The sequence below is a fragment of the Rhodospirillales bacterium genome, from assembly GCA_028824295.1.
In the GTDB taxonomy this organism is placed as follows: Bacteria; Pseudomonadota; Alphaproteobacteria; order TMED109; family TMED109; genus VXPW01.
In genome coordinates this window covers 16,130-32,322 of sequence record JAPPED010000018.1, presented here as the reverse complement: position 1 = coordinate 32,322, position 16,193 = coordinate 16,130, and the positions used below count along the sequence as shown (strand labels likewise).

Genomic DNA, 16,193 nt, shown 5'->3' with positions numbered 1-16,193 from the left:
ACCCCTTTGACCTCGTCCAGCCTCTGGCGCAGGCGCGTGTGCCCCTCCGCCGTCAGGAACCACTCGCAGTTACGCTCCCAGCACGTGCCGACGTCGTGGCAGGGGCCGGACCGGTGGAGGCGAGGGTCCCGACTACGGTTCCCTCGGCGAGAGCCCCAGTTCCTCGCAGACCTCGTCGGCGAGGCTCAACGCCGAGGTCAGTCCAGGGGATTCGATTCCGAAGAGATGCACCAGGCCGGGGACACCATGCTGCCGCGGCCCCACCACCATGAAGTCGCCGGCGGGCTCTCCCGGTCCCGCCACCTTGGGCCGAACGCCGGCGTAACCGGGCATGAGGGCACCGTCCCGCAGATCGGGCCAGTAGGTCCGGATCACGGGATAGAAGCGCTCGGCGCGGGCCGGGTCGATCGTGTAGTCGAGGGTGTCGATCCACTCGACGTCCGGGCCGAAGCGGCACTGGCCGGCAAGATCCAGCGTGACGTGGACGCCGAGGCCGCCGTCTTCCGGAACCGGATAGATCAGGTGTGAAAACGGGGACCGTTCCGACATCGTGAAATAGCACCCGCGTGCGTAATACAGGGGCGGAATGGCGTGGCTGGGCACCCCTCCAATGGTGTGTGCAAGTCCCTGGGCATCGAGCCCGGCGCTGTTGACGACAATGCCGGCCCGGAACGTGGTCGCGGTGCCGGAGGCATCCTCGACGGACAGTTCGATCCCGTCCGCACGGACGGCCCCGCCGGTCACCCGTGACCGGAAGGCGATGAGGGTGCCGTGGTCTTCCGCGTCGCCCTGGAAGGCCAGCATGAGGCCGTGGCTGTCCACAATGCCGGTCGACGGTGAATGGAGCGCCGCTATGGCGTGCAGTGCGGGTTCGAGGCGCCGGATCTCGGCACGCTCCAGCACGCGGAGATCGTCCACGCCGTTGGCCGCGGCCTGACGGGCAATCGCGCCGAGCGTATCCCGCTGCCCCCCCGAGGTGGCGACGATCAGCTTGCCGATCCGGCGGTGCCCGACGCCGTGCCGGCGGCAATAGGCGTAGAGCCGTTCGCGGCCGCGCACGCAGTGCACGGCCTTCCGGCTGTTCGACGGGTAATAGATGCCCGCGTGGATGACTTCGCTGTTGCGCGAACTCACCTCGGTGCCGATGGTCTCTGACGCCTCGATGACCACGACCTCGCGTCCGGCGAGTGCCAACGCCCGCGCGGTCGCGAGCCCAACTACGCCAGCGCCAATGACGGCCGCGTCGATCCGTTCCGTCACGTCATGCCCGAGACATGGCCTGTTCCCGGCGATGGAGCCACCAGCCGTACTGCGTCGGCCAGGCCTGGAACTCCGGATCGGCCTGCAGGACCCGTGCGGCATGGTGTGCCCAGTACGGGTCCAGCAGTGCCTCGCGACCGATTGCGATCAGATCGGCCCTGCCTTCCTGCAGGATGGCTTCGGCATGTTCCGGCTCCAGGATCATGCCGACGGCCTGGCTGGCGATTCCGCCGCGTTGCTTCACGGCTTCGGCGTATGGCACCTGGAAACCCGGCCCCGGCAGCGGGCCGCGGGCAGCGGTAACCGGTCCAGAAATCCCTCCTGAGGAGCAGTCCACGACATCGACTCCGGCTGCTTTGAGATCCCGGGCCAACGCCACGGTGTCATCGAGGGACCAGCCGTCCGGTGAACCGTCGACCGCGGAGACGCGGACGAACAGCGGTTTCCCGTCCGGCCACACGGCCCGCACTGCCTCGACGGTCTCCATGAGGAACCGCGACCGGCCCACGCGGTCGCCGCCATAGCGGTCGTTGCGGAGATTCGAGACCGGCGACAGGTAGCTGGCACACAGGTATCCGTGCGCACTGTGGATCTCGACGACCTCAAACCCGGCCTGATCGGCACGGCGGGCGCTGTCGGCAAATGCCTGGACCACCCGGGCAATGTCGCCGGTGCTCATGGCCGTGGGTTCCAGCCAGCCGTCCATGACCGGGTCGGCGGACGGAGCCTGGATCGGCCAGGCGGTCTCACCGCGCGCAAATTCCTCCGCACCCAGCGGACCGTTCCCTTCCCAGGGGCGTTGCATGCTTGCCTTGCGGCCGGCATGAGCCAGCTGGATTGCGGGCGTTGCACCTTCGGTCTTGAGGAAGCCCACGATGCGCGCGAGGGCGTCACGGTGCGTGTCCGACCAGATTCCGAGGTCACCGTGGGTGATCCTGCCGATCCGTTCGACCGCCGCCGCCTCGCTAAACACGAGACCGGCCCCGCCCGTCGCGTATCGGCCGAGGTGCACCATGTGCCAGTCGCCGGCGACGCCGTCGTTGGCGGAGTACTGGCACATCGGTGAGATCACAATGCGGTTTCTGATAGTGACGTCGCGAATGGTCAGCGGGGTGAACAGCAGTGGCTGGGACATGGCAGGGGCACACTCGACATGTTGACGGGAAGCGGGAGAATAGAGACATGAACGAAGGGAGCCAGAGGTCTCCGACCGTCGTGTCGAACGACGGGGATATTGACGCTTTTCTTAAAGCAGTTCGGACCGCGCCGCCGGCGACGCGCGGGCGCGGCCGCCTCCTGTTCGCACTCGACGCCACGATGAGCCGGGAGGGAACGTGGGATCAGGCAGCTGCGGTGCAGGCCGACCTGTTTCGCGAGGCGGGTCGGGTTGGCGGTCTTTCCGTGCAGCTCATGTGGTTTCGCGGGGTCGGGGAATTTCAGGTGTATCCATGGACGGCGGAGCCTGCCGACCTCGTCCGCGCGATGACGGCCGTCCGATGCCGGGCGGGCCTAACGCAAATCAGCCGTGCGTTCTCGCACGCTGCCGTCGAGCACGAGCGGGTTCCGGTAGCGGCCATGGTCTACGCCGGTGATGCGTGCGAGGAACCAGCAGATCCACTGGTTGCCCAGGCTGGCGTGCTCGGCATGCAGGGCCTGCGCCTCTTCATGTTCCAGGAGGGACACGATCCGGTTGCCGCGGACGTGTATCAGGCAGTCGCCAAGGTATCGGGTGGGGCCTACGCCCGGTTCGGACCGGGCAGCGCGGCGACCCTTCGGGCTTTGCTGCAGGCCACTGCTGTTTACGCCGCCGGCGGTCTCAAGGCCCTGCAAGCGCACGAGCGGCGGACGGGCGAGAGTGTCCTCCGGCTTAGCGCGCCCCGCTGAGTTCCGTCACTCCGAAGCATCGTGACCTACCTGCTGATCGGGCTCACTGTCATAGCCCTCGTCGGAATCGGGCGCGAAGTGCTGCTGCGAACCGCGCCGGGTTCCGGACCGCGGATGTTCTGGATCGCCCTGATGCTGGCCCTGCTGGCATTGGTCGGATTTCTTGCGTTGCGAGGCACCGGGGCCTTAGCGGCCATCCCCGCATTCGTCGGCATGGTGATCGTCTGGCTGATGCGCCATGGGGGCGGGTTCGTACTGGGTCGGCTGCTGTCCGGTCTGCTCGGCCGCGCCGCGACGGCGGCCGCAGGCGGCGGCCCGCGGGCCGGAACCTCGCAGGTCCAGGGTCTTGTTCTCAGGATGACGCTGGACCATGCCAGCGGCGATTTGGAGGGGGAGGTACTCTCGGGGCCCTTGGCGGGCCGGGCACTCCGGTCGCTGTCGACGGACGAAATGCGCGCCCTGTACGCGGAATGCTCGGCCCGGTGTGAGCGTTCGCTGCGGCTGCTGGAGAGCTGGCTCGACCGGTATGGCGGTGACTGGCGGGATCACTTGGGCCAGGCAACGGGCGGGACCGCGGCCGCGGCCGGGCCCATGACGCGGGCGGAGGCCTTGCGGGTGCTGGGGCTGGACGATGACGCCGATGCGGACGCCGTGCAGGCAGCTCACCGCCGCCTTCAGGCGCGCCTGCACCCGGATGCGGGAGGAACCGATCACCTCGCGGCGATGGTCAATGAGGCGCGCGACGTGCTCCTGGAAGAAGGCGCCGAGCGCGACTGAGGTCAGCGCCTCCCGGAAGTCGGCGAGGTCGCGGGGGTTCGTGATGGCCGAGACACAATCCGGGCAAGGGTTTCTGTAAGGACATGCCCTGGGCAGGATATGTGGTCGATCGGCCTGGGTTCCCGCTGCCCATGTTTTCCCATCCCTAGAAACGCGTCGCGGCCACCGCGCATCTGACCGTGTGCGCATCGAGTTCCATCGATCCGGAGCCCGTGTCAGGCCGATCGAACAAGGGCGACGGAGATCTTCGGCACAGCGGCAGCCTGACGGCGACCTACTACTACGACCCAACTCCGGAAGGTGACTTTGCCGACTTGGACACCTTTTGCGGGAACAGGGTGGATGCGATCGAGCGTGGTGGTGACATGACGACCGAGCCATGGGTATTCCGCGAAGCCCCGGCATCCGAAGTCAGTACGACCGCAGAAACCGTTGTCGATCGCGCCATTGTCCCGACTGGCGGGAATGGAGAGGCGATCGTGGCGACCTCGCCGGTAGGAACCCGCCGACACGTGAAGAACGGCGACCACGTCAACGGGTTTGTCGAAGTGTGGGTTTACGAGTACCTCGAGTAACCCTTGATCCGGTGGCGTCGAAGGCTCCGTTCCCTCAATCCGCCTACATTGCCGGCGCCCGAGAATGTTGTGGGCGGCCGTGTTCCGAGGGCTGTGCACCACCGAGGCGCGGCTCCACTGTCTTCTCGGGTCAACCCGTTCATCGTATCGATGGCGCAGCCAGCGGCATCCGATAAGTGAACTTCACTCTGTCTCGAGGCGGGGACGTCGTGACCGCTTGCGCGCTTCGAACCATGACCGATCGCGACGCACACGGTAGTGTGCGTCCGATGGAGGGCCGCATGCCGCAGTTGTTTCCCGGTTTTGATCAGCGCGTGGTCGACACGGACGCATGTCCGGTCATGGCCCGCATTGGCGGCAGTGGTCCCCCATTGCTGCTGTTGCACGGGTACCCGGAAACGCACGCGATGTGGCACAAGGTTGCGCCCCGACTGGCCGAGCGTTTCACCGTCGTGGCAACGGACTTGCGCGGCTACGGCGACAGCGGCAAGCCGGCGTCGGATGCCGACCATCGCGCCTACTCGAAGCGCCTGATGGCTGCCGATCAGGTTGCGGTGATGGAGCAGCTCGGATATGAGCGCTTTCAGGTTGTCGGGCATGACCGAGGGGCCCGGGTGACACACCGGATGTGCCTCGACTGGCCGGACCGGGTCCGGCGGGCCGCAGTGCTCGACATTGTGCCGACTTCCCACGTATTCGAGACCGCCGACCAGCGCATAGCCCGCCGCTATTACCACTGGTTTTTCCTCAGCCAGCCGGCGCCCCTGCCGGAACGCCTGATCGGCAACGAGCCGGAGTTCTATCTCGACGCCAAGCTCAAGAGTTGGGGACAGGGCACTGCGTGGCTGCCGGCGGAGGTGCGCAACGAGTATCTCCGCTGCTTTGCCGACCCCGAGACAATCCGTGCGACCTGCGAGGACTACCGTGCCGGCGCGACCATCGACTTGGCCGACCATGCCGCGGACCGCGAACGGCGAATCCGCTGCCCGCTGCTCGTCCTGTGGGGGGCCCGCGCAGTCGTGCACGAACTCTACGACGCACTGTCGGTCTGGCGGGAATGGGCGGACGATGTCGCAGGGGAACCCATCGACTGTGGCCACTACCTGCCTGAAGAAGCTCCCGACGAGACGCTGAGAGCGCTGTCGGAATTCCTGAACGAGTCGTCCGATTAACGAGCACCCAGACCAGGACGCCCCTTCGCAGCCGCCGGAGACCCGCCGCCGGCCCGGATTGACAGCGCGTCTGCGCACCTACCTGCTCGCCGGCATCGTGGTGACGGCGCCGATCGGGATCACGATCTACCTGGCAGTGCTGTTCGTCGAATTCGTCGACGGTCAGATGCGCGGTCTCGTGCCCGCCGAGTACGACCCCACCCGGTACCTTCCGTTCGACATCCCGGGGCTCGGGGTGCTGGCGCTCCTGCTCATGCTGCTGATCGTCGGGTTCTTCGCGGCCGGGCTCATCGGCCGCATGGTGTTTCGTCTCGGCGAGAGTCTCATCGACAGGGTGCCGGTGGTCCGGAGCGTCTACGGCGCCCTCAAGCAGATCTTCGAGACCGTCTTCGCCGACTCGTCGTCGTCATTCCGCGAGGTAGTGCTGGTCGAGTATCCGCGTCGCGGCCTTTGGGCAGTGGGCTTCATCACTGGCCGTACCAGGGGTGAGGTCCGTGAACGGATCGACCGCGAGCTGGTCAATGTGTTCTTGCCCACGACTCCCAACCCCACCTCGGGTTTCCTGCTCTTCGTGCCGCGAGACGACCTGGTGCACTTGGACATGTCGGTCGAGGAAGGCATCAAGATGGTGATTTCGGCAGGAATCGTCACTCCGCCGCGAGCCACCACCGGTGATCCCGGCGAAGTGCCGCCCACTGCCGGGTCGTGAGCGCGCAGGAAGGGGAAGGTCGCGAGCCTGAAGCCGGCGCCCTGGTCCGCAAGCTTCGGTTTCGATGCCGGACCCTCGGCATGCGCGAACTGGCCGTAGTCATGTCGGAATTCTTCGATGCCGAATGCGAATCGATGGCTGTCACGGAACTTCGGCTGCTGGCCCGCCTTCTCGACACCTATGCCGACCCTGACCTGATGGATTTCCTGCTGGGCACGAAGCCGTGGCCCGGCTGGGCCGCGCCGGTGTCCTCGCGCATCGAAGCGCACGTCCGGGGACGCCGACCCGGATCGTGACCGAAACCTTCCTGGACCGGTTGCCGCCCGCCGGCGAGCCGCTCCAGCTGCACGGCATGCCTGAGGGCTATGCGGCCCTGAAGGTCGGAGAGGCCGCGATGGCCCGCCGCACGGCAGCGCCGATACTCTGGGTCCTCCGCGACGACCGGCACCTGGCTGCAACCGAAGCCGTGCTCACGACACTCCGGCCCGACATCGGTCTGGCAACATTTCCTGCCTGGGACTGCCTGCCGTACGATCGGGTATCGCCGAATCCCGCTGTGTCGGGTCGGCGGCTGACAGCGCTTGTGCGCTTGGCTGACACTTCTCCGGACATCGTGCTCACGACGGTCAACGCCGTAATCCAGCGGGTGCCGCCCCGCGAGATGTTTGCCGGCGCACGGCTAGGGCTCGCGGTCGGATCGGTCGCGCGCCACGACGTGCTGATCGACCGTCTGATGGGGTGGGGGTACCGCCGGACCGGCACGGTCATGGAGGCTGGTGAGTTTGCCGCTCGGGGATCGCTCCTTGACGTATTTCCCGCCGGCGCGGCACACCCGGCGAGAGTGGATTTCTTCGGAGACGACGTCGACAGCATCCGGGCGTTCGATCCCATGTCGCAACGGACTTCCGGCACCCTGGAGGCGCTGGAGATCTTGCCGTTCTCGGAAGTGCCGTTCGACAACTCGGGCCGCGACCGGTTCTGCGACGGATACCGACGGACCTTCGGGGCGGTGCGCGACCATGATCCGCTCTTCGAGGCGGTGTCGGGCGGCGTTCCCTACCCGGGAATGGAACACTGGCTGCCGCTGTTCCACGATTCCATGGAAACGCTGCTGGACCACGTGCGGTCGGCAGCGGTACTTGTGGAGCACGGTTTCTCGGATCAAGTGGACGAGCGCTGGGAGTTGATCGGCGAGTACGCCGCCGCGCGCCGGGCGGGAACCCGGCCGTCGGCCGGCATGCCCACGTACAAGCCCCTGGACCCGGAACGGCTGTACCTCCCGCCCGAGGAACTGAGAGCACGCATCGGAACATACCGCAGCGGAGTTCTGATCCCCTTCGGTGGCCCGCCCGACGCCGTGGACGTGGGCGGCAGGGCAGGCAGGAACTTTGCAGGCGAGGGGCACCGCGGGCCGGATGCCGTGTTCGAGGCGGTCGCGGCCTTCGCCCTGGACCAGCGTTCGACCGGACGGGTCGTTGCGATCAACTGCCAGAGCACGGCTTCGCGGGCCCGCCTGGTTCCGCTACTGCGACGCCACGGACTCCCGGGCGCGAGCACGGCCAGGACTTGGGACGACGTCATGGCCGCGGCACCGGCCGAGGTTCCGGTGATGGTGGGGCCGTTCCGTGCCGGGTTCCGTTCGGCCGAAACGGTGGTCATTACGGAAGACGACGTGTTCGGCTCGCGGGCGCACCGTCCTGCGGCACCAAGACGGCGGGCTGACGAGGCGCTTCGCCTGGCCACGGCGCTCACATCCGGCGATTTCGTCGTCCATGTCGACCATGGAATCGGCCGCTACGAAGGTCTCGAGACCGTGGATGCCGACGGGGCGCCGCACGATTGCCTGCGCATCGTCTACCGGAGCGGAGACCGACTGTTCGTTCCGGTGGAGGTCATCGATCTCGTCTCACGGTACGGAAATGCGGAGAGCGATCGGGTACCGACGCTCGACAAGCTCGGCGGCTCCGGGTGGGCCCTTCGGCGTGACCGCGTCCGCAAGCGGGTGGCGGAGATGGCGCACGATCTCATCCGGCTGGCGGCGGAGCGCAGCGAACGCCGGGTCTCGGCCATTCGAGCGGATGACGACAGTTACGCCGCCTTTTGCGCCGCATTTCCGCATGACGAGACCGACGATCAGCTCGAAACGATCCGCGAGATCGAAGGCGACTTGGCGAGCGAGCGACCGATGGACCGGCTGGTGTGCGGCGATGTGGGCTTCGGCAAAACCGAGGTGGCGCTCCGCGCGGCCCGCGCGGTCGCCGGCGCCGGCCAGCAGGTCGCGGTGGTCGTGCCGACCACCTTGCTCGCGCGACAGCATTACGAAACCTTCAGTTCACGCTTTGATGGCACCGGCATCTCGGTCGGTCAGCTGTCCCGGCTGACCCCGGTTTCGCAGCGGAACGACCTCCGCCGGCGCCTCGCGGACGGATCGCTTGGCATCGTGGTGGGAACTCACGCGCTGCTTGCTGACCGGATTCGCTTTGCCGACCTGGGGCTCCTGGTGGTCGACGAAGAGCAGCACTTCGGGGTGGCGCAGAAGGAACGTCTCAAGACCCTCCGCGCCCAGGTCCATGTACTCACGCTCACCGCGACCCCGATTCCACGCACGCTCCACATGGCGCTGACGGGCGTGCGCGACCTCAGCTTGATTTCCACGCCCCCCGTCGACCGGCTGGCGATACGGACGTACGTCACACCCTTCGACCCGGTGGTCATTGCCGAGGCGATCCGCCGCGAGCGCGGCCGTGGCGGGCAGGTGTTCTGCGTGGTGCCGCGAATCCGCATGCTGGATGCGGCTGAGCGAGAACTCCAGCAGCTTGCCCCTGACGCGGTCATCGCGACCGCCCACGGACGCATGGGGACTGCCGCTCTCGAGGATGTGATGACGCGGTTCTACGACCAGCGGATCGACATCCTGGTGTCGACGTCGATCATCGAATCCGGGCTCGACATCGCCGGTGCGAACACGCTGATCGTGATGCACGCTGATCGCTTCGGGTTATCCCAGCTCTACCAACTGCGCGGCCGCATCGGCCGGCGCCACACCCGGGGATATGCCTACTTCACGCTCGCTTCCGCGCGCGCCATGACGGAAAACGCCACGAAGCGCCTGCAGGTCCTACAGAACCTCGACGGCCTGGGGGCGGGGTTTACGCTCGCCAGCCACGACCTCGACATCCGTGGCGCCGGAAATCTGTTGGGGGCGGACCAGTCGGGGCACATTCGCGAGGTCGGGGCGGAGCTCTACCAGCAACTTCTTCGGGAGGCCGTGGAGGCGCTCCGGTCGGGAGCCCCCGAGCTCGCGGACACCGACAGCTGGGCCCCCCAGGTACGGATTCGCGTGCCTAGCCTCATACCCGATGGCTATGTCGCCGATCTCGGAGTACGCCTGACGCTGTACCGCCGGTTGGCCGCGCTTCGGGAGGACGAAGAGTTGACCGCATTTGGCGACGAACTCGAGGATCGCTTCGGGGCCCTTCCCGAGGAAACCCGCAACCTGCTCCGCGTTATGGCCATCCGGCTGCGTTGCCGAAGGTCAGGAATTGAGCGGCTGACAGCGGGAGGTGGGGGGCTCACTGCGACGTTCCGCCATGGGCAGGCCGCCGCTCCCGAGGCGCTTCTCGACTGGATCGGCCGCACACCCGGAGCCGCAGTTCTGGACCCGACATCGATCAGGGTCAGGGCCGAGTGGATCGGGGCCGGGAAAATCCTCCGCGGGACGTTCCGGATCGCAGACGAAATCGCCCGCCTCGCCGACGAGGGCGAGGCGGGCGGAGAACGCGTCGACTAGCGATCGCGTCAGGTGATGTGGGCGCCGATCGTTTCGACGTAGACCGCATACAGCGACTGGCTGCCGGTCATGAAGAGGCGATTGCGCTTGGTGCCGCCGAAGCACACGTTCGAGCAGATCTCGGGAAGACGGATCTGACCGATCCGGTCGCCATTCGGGGCAAAGATGTGCACCCCGTCGTAGCCGTCGCCGACCCAGCCGGCGCTGGCCCAGATGTTCCCGTCTTCGTCGCAGCGGATGCCATCAGCGAAGCCGGTCTTGCCGTCCAGTTCCATGCTGGCGAACTGGCGCGGATTCTTCAGCGTGGCACCGTCGATGTCCCAGACCATGATGTTCGGCGAGGCCTCCGGATAGTGGCTGGCGCCGGTGTCAGCCGCATACAGCTTGGTGTAGTCGTTGCTGAAGCAGAGCCCGTTCGGCTTGAAGGGTTCGTCCGCGACCTTCGCCACCGCTCCGGTCTGCGCGTCTATCCGGTAGATGGCTTCTTTCTGGATCGGCTGCGGGCTACCGGTGTTGAGGCGGTGGCCCTCGTAGTTCATGAGTGAACCGTAACCGGGGTCCGTGAACCAGATCGAACCGTCGTCCGGGTGCACGACGGCGTCGTTCGGCGCGTTGAACTCCTTGCCGTTGGCCTCGTTGGCAAGCACGGTGATGGAGCCGTCGTACTCGTACCGGACGACCCGGCGATTGCCGTGCTCGCAGGCAATCTGCCGGCCGCTGTAGTCGAACGTATTCCCGTTCGAGTTCCCGGACGGGTAGCGGAACTGGCGGGAGACGTGGCCGTCCTCTTCAATCCACCGGAGCTGTTCGTTGCTGGGAATGTCGCTCCAGAGGAGGTAGCGACCGACGCCGTTCCAGGCTGGCCCCTCGGCCCAGAACGTGCCGCGGTGGAGCCTCAGGATTGGGGTGTTGCCCAGCTTGTAGCGGAAACGACCGTCAAGCGGCACCACGTCGGGTTCCGGGTACCGGACCGGCTCGGCATCCGGGCCGAAGTTGCGGGCAAAGGCCTCCGGTGCCATCGCAGTGACGGCGGCGACCCCGGCGGCAGCGGACAACACGCTGCGGCGGGTGGTTTCGGTAGCGCGGGATTTTCGTTCCGTCGACGCATCATCGTCCGGCTGCTTCGACGCCGTGAGATCGATGAATCTATGAAGCTGTGGACTTGGCATGTGTGTTTCCTCCAATGCCCTGTGGCGCGGTCTCGGGACCGCACTTCGGCGATATCTTCCTCTGGGCGATTCGGGCGTGGTGCTCGCGCCGCCGCTGAGGAAGCTCCTCTCCCTGCACCGATGATACAGCCCGCGGCCGGTCAATAGGAAATCAGCATGGATAGGGGGCGCAGATGCCGGTTCAGAAATGCCGCCCCGGAGGCGGTGCGACAACATGGGTCAGGCGCGGTGTTCCGAGCGCGCGAGGACGACCGCAAAGACATTTCGAAACACCTGGGGCTCTTGCGCGCCCGCGACCGCTAGCTTCCCGTTGATGACGAAGTGAGGGACGCCGCTCGCCCCGGCCCCACGTGCCCGGGTGTCACTCTCGATCACTTGCGCCCGGTCGGCATCGCTCAGGAGGTAGCGTTCGGTTTCGGTGCGCCCCAGCCCGGCCGCCTCGCCGATGTCGGTCAAGACGTCGACCGCCCCGATGTCACGTCCTTCGAGGAAATAGGCGGCGAACAGCGCCTCGACGACTTCGTTCTGCAGGTTGGCGCGCTGTGCATGAACGAGCAGCCGGTGCGAGTCCAGGGTATTGGGAGTCCGTGTGATGCGATCAAAATCGATCTCGAGGCCGGAAGTCTGGGCGACGTCTGCAATGTTCCGGTAAATGCTTCGCCCCCGTTCCGAGCCTCCGAACTTGAGCGCGACGTAGCGTTTGCGGCTCATCCCGCCCGCCGGCATGTCGGGATTGAGCTGAAACGGATGCCAGCGCAGTTCTGCAGTCACGGCCGTATCCACCGAAGCAAGCGCCGCCTCGAGGCGGCGCTTGCCGATGTAACACCACGGGCAAATGGTGTCGGACAGGATGTCAACGGTGATGTGCATGGGGTTCTCGACGGCGGAGCATAGTAGCTTGCCGGCAGAATGATGGGAAAGGCGTAGAGGTCGGCGCCGGCACCCAGCAGAAGCGCGGGTGCTGTTTCCTGGCCGTCATCGGCCGGTTGGCAGCGACGGTTGGCGCAGTGTGGCCGGCACGGGCCGGATCGCTGCGCGGAAGTTGGGGCGGCGCGTGTGTGCCTGGGCGCCGACTGATCGGTAACGTGCGATTGCATCCCGCCCCATCGAGTGTGTGCTAGATGATTGGCGACGGGCCCATTTGCGGGTTCCCGCCAATGGACCGACGATGGCGCTCGCGCCAGGGGGCAGTACGGGCATGGGACGGCTGGAAGATTTTCGGTTCCTGACGGGTCAGGGTCGTTTTGTCGATGATTTACCGCGGTCGTCGGTGGCCGAAGCCGTGGTGCTGCGTTCGCCCCATGCGCATGCTGTGATCCGCTCGATTGATACACAGGCCGCACGGATCAAGCCCGGGGTGCTGGCCGTGCTGGTGGAGAGCGATCTCGATCTGAGGCCGATTCCCTGTATCACGCCGCTTGATGCCGTTGAGCCGCTGCTGATTCCGGAGCGCCCCGCGCTGGCCCGCAAACGGGTGCGCCACGTCGGTGAGCCCGTGGCGTTCATCGTGGCCGAAACGCATTCCGAAGCGCTCGATGCGGCCGAAGCGGTGGAGATCGACTACGAGCCCCTCCCGATCGTCACGGACGGGACCGAGGCGCTTGAGCCGGGATCTCCCCAGCTGTGGGACCAGGTGCCCGGGAATCTCGCGTTTCGATTCGAGAGAGGCGACCGGGCGGCAACGGAGGCCGCGATCGCTCAGGCAGCGCACGTCACGACGCTCGATCTGATGAACCAGCGGGTGATGGCGTCGCCGCTGGAGCCCCGCGCGGGAGTCGCGGAATACGACGCGGAGACGGGCCGGTCGCTACTGACCGTGACCGCCCAGGGCCTCCATCCGATTCGAAGCCAGCTTGCCGATGTGTTCGGCGAGCCGGTCGACAATTTCCACCTGGTTGCGCCCGATGTCGGTGGTGGTTTCGGCAGCAAGAATTACCTGTACCCGGAGTGGGTGCTGCTCGTCTGGGCGGCCCGTCGCCTGCGGCGGGCGGTTCACTGGTCGGCGCAACGATCAGAAGAGACTGCCGCCGGGGCGCACGGACGGGATTTCCGGGCCAAGGCACGGTTGGCGCTGGATGGCAGCGGTAATTTCTGCGCCCTCGACGTGCGTGCCGTGGCAAATCTTGGCGCTGGTCTCTCCACTTCCGGGCCCCACAGTTCGACGCTCGCGCCGGCGACCGTTTTGGGCGGCGTCTATGCGATTCCCGCCATCTACCTGGAAACGCGCGGTGCCTTCACCAATTGCGCCCCGATCGACGCCTACCGTGGAGCCGGCAAGCCGGAGGCGAATTACGTTGTCGAGCGTCTGGTCGACAAGGCAGCCCGCGAACTTGGCGCCGACCCGGCCGACCTGCGTCGACAGAACGTGATTCGTGACTATCCCTACCGGAAGGCCCTCGGTGAGATTGTCGACACCGGTGACTTCGCGGCGAACATCGACGAGGCGGTGCGTCTGGCCGACCGGGAAGGATTTGCTCGGCGCCGAGCTGACTCCGAACAGGCCGGCAAGCTCCGGGGTCTCGGGATCGCCTGTTTCCTGGAGACTTCGCGCGGACCGGACCGAGAGGGGGCGGAAGTGCGGATAGGGGCGGACGGCATCATCGAGCTTCGCATGGGCACCGATTCAACCGGTCAAGGGCACGAGACCGTTCTGCCTAGGCTCGCAGCCGCGCGGTTTGGCGTGCCGGTGGAGGTGGTTCGCTATCGCCAAGCGGATACGCGGCTCACGCGCGTGGGAGAGGGACACGGCGGCGCCCGGACCCTGCACATGGGCGGTACGGCGCTCTGCCGCGCCATCGACGCCGTGATCGATCAAGGTCGGAAGGAAGCGGCCCGCCTCATGCAGGCGGACATCCATGATCTTGACTACGCCGAGGGTTCGTTTGCAGTGCGCGGCACGGAGCAGGCGATCACCCTCTTCGCAATTGCCGCCGACGCCAAGATCGACGCCTTTGCACTGGTTGAGGACGCCGAGATCACGTTCCCGTCCGGGTGCCACGTGGCCGAGGTGGAAATCGACCGTGAGACCGGCGAGGTGACACTCGCACGCTATGCGGGTGTTGACGACTACGGCCGCCGCCTGGATGCCCAGCTGACGCTGGGACAAGTGATGGGCGGGCTTGCGCAAGGTGCGGGTCAGGCCCTGCAGGAGGCCATCGTCTACGACCCGGGCACCGGCCAGATCCTGAGCGGCAGCCTCATGGATTACACGCTGCCGCGAGCGGCTGACCTCCCGGAATTCATGATCGGTTTCCGGGAGACGCCGACCGGGCGCAATCCTCTCGGGGTCAAGGGAGCGGGGCAGGCCGGAGCGATCGCGTCCCCGGCGACCATCATGAATGCTGTAATCGACGCCTTGACTCCCTTCGGCATTGACGACGTGCCGATGCCGGCGACGGGCGCGAAGGTCTGGGAAGCGATGCGGCGAGCGAAGGCCGCCGTCGGATCCGGCTGTTGCTAGTCCTTGCGCTTCGCCGCCGAGGAGCCTCACCGCCTCCATGGCACATCAGAAGGTGCAAATTGTGTTGGGGGGATCGGGGGATCTGCTTTCCGCGGACTTCCGCCCCCGTGCCCCAGAATGGGCCATTTGCCGATACCACTAGACCACGGAGTAAGACTCGTGCGCGTATATGTCAGAACACTCGCCTCGGCGCTCGGAATTGTCGGTGTGGCGGCCACCACGAGCGCCCTTGGTCAAGACATTCTGCCGCCGGTACCGACACCCGCAGATCTCAAGCCGGGCAGCATCACGTGCGACGAGTGCCCATATCCGGCCCCAAGCAAGTATCTCGACATCAATGTGTACAGCCAGGACGTACGTATCTCCTATATGGATATTGCGCCGACCGTCGCGGCCAACGGCCACGTGGTCCTGCTGATGCACGGCAACAACTTCGGTGGCTTCTACTTCGGTGACATCATCGACGGGCTGACCGGCGCCGGATTTCGCGTCGTCGTTCCAGATCAAATCGGGTACGGCAAATCGTCGAAGCCGATTGCGCCCTACAACTTCAACACGCAGGCGCGCAACACGCAGCTTGTCCTCGAGCACGAGGGGATCGAAAAGGTCATGGCGGTCGGCCATTCGATGGGCGGCATGCTCGCGACGCGGTTCACCACGCAGTATCCCGACTCGGTCGAGCGGCTGGTCATCTACAACCCTATCGGCCTTTCCGACAACCGGTTCACTCGCCCGATGACGCCGGTGGACCAGATCTACGAGCGGGTCCTCCAGACCGACTACCAGAGCACCCGTCGAAGCCTCAGCCGGTATGTCGGGCACGACCCCTCGGCCTGGAACGAAAAGTTCGAGCTCTACACCCGCATCCGCTCGTCGTGGACGCTCAGCTCCGACTTTCCGCGCCTCGCCATGGTGCAGGCGATCATCTTCCAGATGCTCTACCAGGATCCGGTCGTCTACGACTGGCCGCACATCCAGGTACCGACGCTCGCGTTCGGGGGGGCGGAGGATCTGCTGCTCGGCCCTGCGGAGGTCTTCCAGGAGCGAATGCAGGTGTTGGCCGACACCGTCCCGAACGGAAACGGTCGCTTGCTGCTTTTCCCCGGGCTGGGCCATGTGCCGCACCTGGAGCGGCCGGACATCATCGTGCCCGCGCTCGTCGAATACCTGCTGGAAGGCGTGGAGTAGCCCTGTTCGAGAACTGACGCCCGGAAACCAGCGCGTCCGCATGCATTGGGTTGGGCGATGGCGGGGCATCTTCGGACCGCCTTGCCCGGTCCGCGGACGTCTCAAAGGGTTCTCTCGCTTCCTGCCCGGAAAGTGGGAAACGCTGCGGGAATTGGGAGTAGCAATTTGCTGGTAAGTCGTTGTGCGGGCGGGCTTGCGAGTTCTCGGCT

General features: G+C 66.3%; 13 protein-coding genes. 9 read left to right on the top strand and 4 right to left on the bottom strand.

Annotated features, from left to right (window positions below; genetic code table 11):
• Positions 1-132: 132 nt before the first annotated feature.
• Together OXH60_08145 and OXH60_08140 are read right to left on the bottom strand one after the other, a co-directional pair.
• Entirely contained in the window at positions 133-1,260 is a 1,128-nt protein-coding gene (locus OXH60_08145; protein MDE0712091.1) for an NAD(P)/FAD-dependent oxidoreductase, read from the bottom strand.
• A gap of 1 nt (position 1,261) precedes the next feature.
• Positions 1,262-2,395, bottom strand: coding sequence for an NADH:flavin oxidoreductase/NADH oxidase (locus tag OXH60_08140; protein ID MDE0712090.1), 1,134 nt, complete (start codon positions 2,393-2,395; stop codon positions 1,262-1,264).
• 47 nt (positions 2,396-2,442) lie between these two features.
• Between OXH60_08140 and OXH60_08135 the strand changes: the two genes are divergently transcribed.
• From OXH60_08135 to mfd, 7 genes are all read left to right on the top strand, one after another.
• Positions 2,443-3,144: a VWA domain-containing protein gene (locus tag OXH60_08135; protein MDE0712089.1), complete on the top strand. Its 702-nt coding sequence runs from the start codon at positions 2,443-2,445 to the stop codon at positions 3,142-3,144.
• A 21-nt stretch (positions 3,145-3,165) separates the two neighbouring features.
• Positions 3,166-3,921, top strand: coding sequence for a hypothetical protein (locus tag OXH60_08130; protein MDE0712088.1), 756 nt, complete (start codon positions 3,166-3,168; stop codon positions 3,919-3,921).
• Positions 3,922-4,133: 212 nt separating this feature from the next.
• A complete protein-coding gene (locus tag OXH60_08125; GenBank protein MDE0712087.1) occupies positions 4,134-4,496 on the top strand; it encodes a hypothetical protein in 363 nt (120 codons plus the stop codon).
• Between the two features lie 281 nt (positions 4,497-4,777).
• Positions 4,778-5,668 (top strand): alpha/beta hydrolase, encoded by an 891-nt coding sequence (locus OXH60_08120; protein ID MDE0712086.1) that lies wholly within the window; start codon positions 4,778-4,780, stop codon positions 5,666-5,668.
• A gap of 58 nt (positions 5,669-5,726) precedes the next feature.
• A complete protein-coding gene (locus OXH60_08115; GenBank protein ID MDE0712085.1) occupies positions 5,727-6,377 on the top strand; it encodes a DUF502 domain-containing protein in 651 nt (216 codons plus the stop codon).
• Complete coding sequence (locus OXH60_08110; GenBank protein ID MDE0712084.1) at positions 6,374-6,673, top strand: succinate dehydrogenase assembly factor 2; 300 nt, start codon at positions 6,374-6,376, stop codon at positions 6,671-6,673. The genes OXH60_08115 and OXH60_08110 overlap by 4 nt, the downstream gene beginning before the upstream one ends.
• Entirely contained in the window at positions 6,670-10,167 is a 3,498-nt protein-coding gene (gene mfd / locus OXH60_08105; GenBank protein MDE0712083.1) for a transcription-repair coupling factor, read from the top strand. The genes OXH60_08110 and mfd overlap by 4 nt, the downstream gene beginning before the upstream one ends.
• A gap of 8 nt (positions 10,168-10,175) precedes the next feature.
• On the opposite strand, the gene OXH60_08100 is transcribed toward mfd, so the two are convergent.
• Both OXH60_08100 and OXH60_08095 read right to left on the bottom strand, forming a co-directional pair.
• On the bottom strand, positions 10,176-11,186 hold the full coding sequence (locus tag OXH60_08100) for an SMP-30/gluconolactonase/LRE family protein (protein ID MDE0712082.1): 1,011 nt from the start codon (positions 11,184-11,186) through the stop codon (positions 10,176-10,178).
• 369 nt (positions 11,187-11,555) lie between these two features.
• Positions 11,556-12,206: a DsbA family oxidoreductase gene (locus tag OXH60_08095; GenBank protein ID MDE0712081.1), complete on the bottom strand. Its 651-nt coding sequence runs from the start codon at positions 12,204-12,206 to the stop codon at positions 11,556-11,558.
• Between the two features lie 298 nt (positions 12,207-12,504).
• On the opposite strand from OXH60_08095, the gene OXH60_08090 reads away from it, so the two are divergent.
• On the top strand, positions 12,505-14,796 hold the full coding sequence (locus OXH60_08090) for a xanthine dehydrogenase family protein molybdopterin-binding subunit (protein MDE0712080.1): 2,292 nt from the start codon (positions 12,505-12,507) through the stop codon (positions 14,794-14,796).
• A 159-nt stretch (positions 14,797-14,955) separates the two neighbouring features.
• On the top strand, positions 14,956-15,984 hold the full coding sequence (locus tag OXH60_08085) for an alpha/beta hydrolase (GenBank protein ID MDE0712079.1): 1,029 nt from the start codon (positions 14,956-14,958) through the stop codon (positions 15,982-15,984).
• The last annotated feature ends 209 nt before the right edge of the window (positions 15,985-16,193 follow it).